The 4,763-nt window shown below is 56.3% G+C and carries 6 protein-coding genes and 1 pseudogene; 1 reads left to right on the top strand and 6 read right to left on the bottom strand.

Annotated features, from left to right (window positions below; all coding sequences use genetic code 11):
- Positions 1-164: 164 nt before the first annotated feature.
- Positions 165-365, top strand: a complete 201-nt coding sequence (locus INT21_RS01335) for a hypothetical protein (protein WP_193084756.1) — start codon at positions 165-167, stop codon at positions 363-365.
- Between the two features lie 716 nt (positions 366-1,081).
- Here INT21_RS01335 and INT21_RS01330 read toward each other — a convergent pair.
- From INT21_RS01330 to INT21_RS01300, 6 genes and pseudogenes are all read right to left on the bottom strand, one after another.
- Entirely contained in the window at positions 1,082-2,017 is a 936-nt protein-coding gene (locus INT21_RS01330; protein WP_301398654.1) for a replication initiation protein, read from the bottom strand.
- Between the two features lie 133 nt (positions 2,018-2,150).
- On the bottom strand, positions 2,151-2,417 hold the full coding sequence (locus INT21_RS01325) for a type II toxin-antitoxin system RelE family toxin (protein ID WP_226930560.1): 267 nt from the start codon (positions 2,415-2,417) through the stop codon (positions 2,151-2,153).
- Entirely contained in the window at positions 2,401-2,625 is a 225-nt protein-coding gene (gene relB, locus INT21_RS01320; protein WP_192536333.1) for a type II toxin-antitoxin system RelB family antitoxin, read from the bottom strand. Before relB ends, INT21_RS01325 begins: the two co-directional genes overlap by 17 nt.
- Positions 2,626-3,034: 409 nt before the next feature.
- Positions 3,035-3,502 carry an MbeB family mobilization protein gene (locus INT21_RS20710; protein ID WP_193084754.1) on the bottom strand — a complete coding sequence of 156 codons (468 nt, stop codon included), beginning with the start codon at positions 3,500-3,502 and terminating at the stop codon, positions 3,035-3,037.
- Positions 3,503-3,824: 322 nt separating this feature from the next.
- Positions 3,825-4,274: pseudogene (locus INT21_RS20705) on the bottom strand (relaxase/mobilization nuclease domain-containing protein); the annotation flags it as partial.
- Positions 4,187-4,525 carry a MobC family plasmid mobilization relaxosome protein gene (locus INT21_RS01300; RefSeq protein ID WP_172119093.1) on the bottom strand — a complete coding sequence of 113 codons (339 nt, stop codon included), beginning with the start codon at positions 4,523-4,525 and terminating at the stop codon, positions 4,187-4,189. The gene INT21_RS01300 and the pseudogene INT21_RS20705, both read right to left, overlap by 88 nt.
- Positions 4,526-4,763: the final 238 nt, after the last annotated feature.

Genomic DNA, 4,763 nt, shown 5'->3' with positions numbered 1-4,763 from the left:
TGGGGGTTAGTTTCAGGATCAGTGGCACTACGCTGACGCCTCGCTCTGCTCGTTGTCGGACACCGCATCTCACGGATCAAAGATCCGTTTCGCTACGGATGTCAGGAGTGATAATGTGCTAATCTTTCATTTGTACTTAAACACAAACACACATAGGTAACTGCATGAGCAACGCCGGTGACCAGCTTAGATTGGCGATACAGGAATCACAGGGGAAGGCAGGCAAAGGGGATAAGCGTGTGCCAGTGGAAGTGCCACCAGATATTCATGCAGCGTTGAAATCACTAGCTGCGCGGGAAGGCACCACCATGAGGGCTCTCTCACTGGAGGGGCTAGCTCACATCTTTGATAAATACGACCGCTAAACCCCGCCCTGACGGGCTGTTATCTGATATGGCTTCGAGTGCAACTTAAGAACGATTCTCACAGCCCATATGCGCTACGCTGTGTGCTGTTTGTCATGATTAAGGCCTGTCTATGTACCTCAAATATGTTCTTTCCTGCCTAGCGCTAGGCAGCATTGCTGCCAATATCAGCGCTTGTGCCAGTACAGGCGTCGACTCAGAGCCACGCCTGTATTTCAAATCCCATGCTAATGAGTTTGAAATAACCCCAAATTGTTTACGCAGCGTTTCAATGAGCGAAGATGGAGATGGGCGAGACTTCATCACTGTGGACTTTATTCGATCAGAAGGTTGCTATGGCAAGCTCGATACCTGGGTGCGAGGGAACATTGGGGAGGATGTGAGATTGATCTTCAATGGGGAAACTGTATCTGGGCCGAGTCTAGTTGCAGGGCCCTTAGCGGCTGACAACGTTTGGATAGGGTCTGAAAATAGCGATCTTTTATCAGATGTTTACAAGCATCTGTCCCTATCTAGATAGCTTAGGCCAGACTTCAACCGTACATGCTCAACACGCTCCGCGACTTTTGCAGCCATTTGTTCTGCTGTAGCCCTGGGGAGCATGATCCAGTCCCGGGCTAACAGCCAATCTAACGCTGCCTGAAAAGGGTCTTTATCTGCTTGTGCAAAGGCATATTCCTTCGCACCCATGTAAAGAATTTCCTGCTCGTAAGGGTTCACAGCTTTCCTAGCCTCTTCCGGTTGTAGTAAGTGCGGCGGGAAACACCTAAAACGGCCCATGGTTGGCTTTCAGCTTCTGACCCTTGCCGACGGGCCTTGCCAGACGCAATGCCTCCCTTGCGTCCATTCCGAGCTTGCCACTGGCTAAATCCTTCCTGGCTGAAATGCTTGTGGGTGTACCGGGCAACGCTCTTGGCCGTCGCTTTCACTTCGCTAGCCGGCAATTTTCCAGCCTTGGTGCCCGAAAACTCGGATATGTTATAGCCCTCAGCACGACTTAGGCATGCTTCAAGCCATCGTCCGTACTCCGGCCACCCCTGCCGAATGGCTCGATAAGCCCACGTCCGGAGGTATTCAAACAAGTTGCAGTTCCGGCCTAGCCCGTAGGCCGGAAGCCGCTTACGGCGGTCTGCGTAGGGGGAGAGATCAAGCCAGCTATCAAGGTCGCCCAACTCGTACAACCGCGGCTCCCACTCAGTAACACGCCAATGGGGGTGTAAAGGGTTTTTGCAGATCAGGCCCGCATAGTCCTCATCGGCCCCCAACACAGCTCGTAGCGCGCAATCTACGGCGGCGGCGTACCGCAACGGCGCAGATTTCGCGTCTGGTGCCGTTCTAACAGGCACATCGAGGCCATAGATCAGGTGAGCATGCCCATTTTGTGGATTTTGGGCCACGATCGTTGGCGGCGGGGCACCAAGATCATTCCAATCAAGCGCCGCTAGCTCACGGTCTACGTCATAGACCAGCCAGTAACGGCGGTGCGGTTGATTTGGCTGTATGTACCGCGCAGAGAGGGCCCGCTGCACATCACGAATGAGCAACCCATGGCGAGGATTGTCGGTATGGTATGGCTTCCGAGGGAGCCGCTGGCGAAAAAGCACCAGATTTGTTGGGCTTGGGCCTTGGCAGGCCAGTGCTGGTTGGGTCACAATATCCTCACTTACTGCACCCTCGTTCCCGTCATGCCGCCAAGCTAATCCGGGTTCGGGGGTGTTTCCTTTTGGGCACTCTGCTGAGTGCTATTCCTTTGTTTTTACTCTTAAGAACCGCCGCCGTCCAGCCTCAGCGGTAGACTTCCTTCCGATGCCCGATGCGAACAACGAGCACGCACACACGATCATTTTCGATCTGTGCAACCAACCGATAATCACCGACGCGGTACCGCCACAGTTCGCCCATATTGCCTTGCAGAGGCTTCCCAAGCTGCCTGGGGTCTTCCAGCGGCTGTACGCGCTCTCTCAGGTAATTACGGATGCGTTTAGCCTCTGTGTGGCCTATTTTTTTCAGTTGCTTAGCCGCCGTATCCGTCAGCTCAATTTGCCAGACCAAGCTCACGCTCCACATCGTCCAGTGAGTGAGTAACCTCATCTCCGCTGCGCAGTCGTTCCAGGGTCTGTTCAGCCAGATAAATGTCCTCAAGGTCTTCCAGATGTTCGAGGATCGCTTCTCGTGCGTAATAGGTCTTTGTGCGTCCAGTAGCCTTGGCAAGGGCTTCTAGGCGCATCTCAATTTCGCTGGGCAGTCGAATGGCCAACATGGCAGGTCTCTCCAAACATTGATATACACGTATAGCATATGCCTATTTTAGATCTATCACTAGCGTCATATGCCAAAACCATGGCCCCGCTGCCGGGATTTCACCCTCTCCGATTCCCGTCCTCTGGCGTCCAACGCTTCACGCTCGCGCTCAACCCCTCGACCTGCTGAGCCAAGCGCAACACCTGCCCGCTCAATTGTTCTGTCCTGCTGTCTCTCGCTTCGCTCAAGGCCGCCACCTGCCCGCTTAAGCGCTTCACCTGCTCGCTCAGGGCCCGGTTGTCCCGGCTGGTTGCCTCGAACATGGTTTGCAAGCTCTCGTAAGCGCTCTCCCACGCCTTTTGCTGCCTTTCGTAGTCGCTCTGTAGTTGCTCGAAGGCGCGCAATAGCTCGCGTTCCAAGTTGGTCATCTAGTACCCCTTCAGGATTCGATATTGGCCATTCTCGCCGAACGCGTCCGGCTTCTCCCCGAGACTGTCCGGGTGGATCTCGGCGCACAGCCTCCTGCTGTCCCCGCATGTCGTCAGGTTGATATCCCCTCCCTGTTCGCTCAAACGGCTTATCGTGGCGTTCTGCTGGCTGATCGTGTCGACCTGGTTCTTGATGTGCCAGCCCAACGCCCAGATGGCCCCCGCGCTCAGTAGCAACGTCACGATCACGGGAATGGCTACCGCCATCCAGCTCCTGAGCGCGATCCGCTCTAAATTCTGCGACTGGGCGCGGATGGCGTTTTTGGTTCTCTGCTCGCTTTCGCTCAACGCCGACAGTAAGGCGCTCTCGTGCTTCTCGAAGGCGCTCACTACGGCCTTCTCGGTACTCGCGGCCCGCTCTTTCGATCTCTCCTCGAAGGCTGTCGCCAACTTCGAAATCTCGCTCATACAGCTTTCCTCGCAGTCGCATAGGCTTGCCGCCTTCCGGGTCGGCAATGCTGATGCTGGTCTTGGTTTGGCGCGTCACTTCAAAACCTGCCCCCTCAAGGGCCGCCACCACTTCGGCGCGGTTTGTCACCTCGCCTTTTTCAGCCAACGCCAAAAGCCCATCAGTAACCTGGCGTTGTGCTTTTTCCTTGTCTCGCGGCAGGTTAGCGGGGTACGTAAGGGCCCTCTGGTTGGCAGGGTCGCTAGGGTCATGCAGGTTGTATTTGGCGTTCGTTAGGGTCTTCCAAGCATCAACTCGGGGACGGTCGGCGCGGTCGTAGTAGGGCTGTAATCGCCTCCCAGTAGTCAGCTCGGTATTCGGGATGACGAAATTCAGCTCCAAGCGGTCTTTATCCCGGTGCTCAACCCACAGGCAGTCGTATTGGTCAGCATCGAGGCCGGGCATCAGGGCCCTCTCAAAGGTGTCCATGATTTGACGCTTATGGGCATCGGGAAGATCAGCCTCCGCAAACGACAGAACGCCGCTGGTGTAGGTCTTGGCATAGCTGCTGGCGTCGATCAGCTCCCTTGTTTGCTCGGGGTCGCCTCGCAGCGTTTCGGCACCTTCCCGGTCGCGGTCCTTGCCTAGCAGGTAATCGACCGGCCCAGAGCCACTACCAGCGCCTCTGGCGTGAAATTTCACTATCACCGGTACTGACCCCTTAGTTCGGACAGTTCGCGCTCTACGGCGCTCAGAGCGGCGATAACGGCTACTCTGTCCACTGCTCCCCATTCGCCGCTGTTCACTCGGCGGGCAATCTGGTTGATGTTGTTCCCGATTCCCGCCAGTTGGCGCAATAGCGCTGGGTCTACGGGGTCAGGGCCCTTTGACTGCCTCACCCAGTCACCATCAGGGTTTAGACACTGCTCGCGCATCCACTCGGCGAGCTGGGCCTTGGGGCAACGCCATTTCAACGTCTCATGCTCCTCGGCAGAGACCCGAACCTTGATGATCTTCTCGCGCTTCGGTTTGGCGTCAGCCATAGCCGCCTCCTTGGTTTTTCACATGGCCACCGCGCAGAGCGTGCCCGCTTCCAGCGGGTGCGATATGGGCGGTGGCTACGGGGGGTGTTGGGGGGCGGTAGCCCCCTGACCCAGCTCACAGAGGCCCAGACGAGCGAAGCGAGTCAAAGGGCCCTCTGTGTATGCTGGCTTATGTCTGTGGAATCGTCAACAGGTGGGGGTTAGTTTCAGGATCAGTGGCACTACGCTGACGCCTCGC

It is taken from the genome of Halomonas sp. 3F2F (genome assembly GCF_014897805.1).
Classification (GTDB): domain Bacteria; phylum Pseudomonadota; class Gammaproteobacteria; order Pseudomonadales; family Halomonadaceae; genus Vreelandella.
This window is presented reverse-complemented; position numbering and strand designations above follow the sequence as displayed.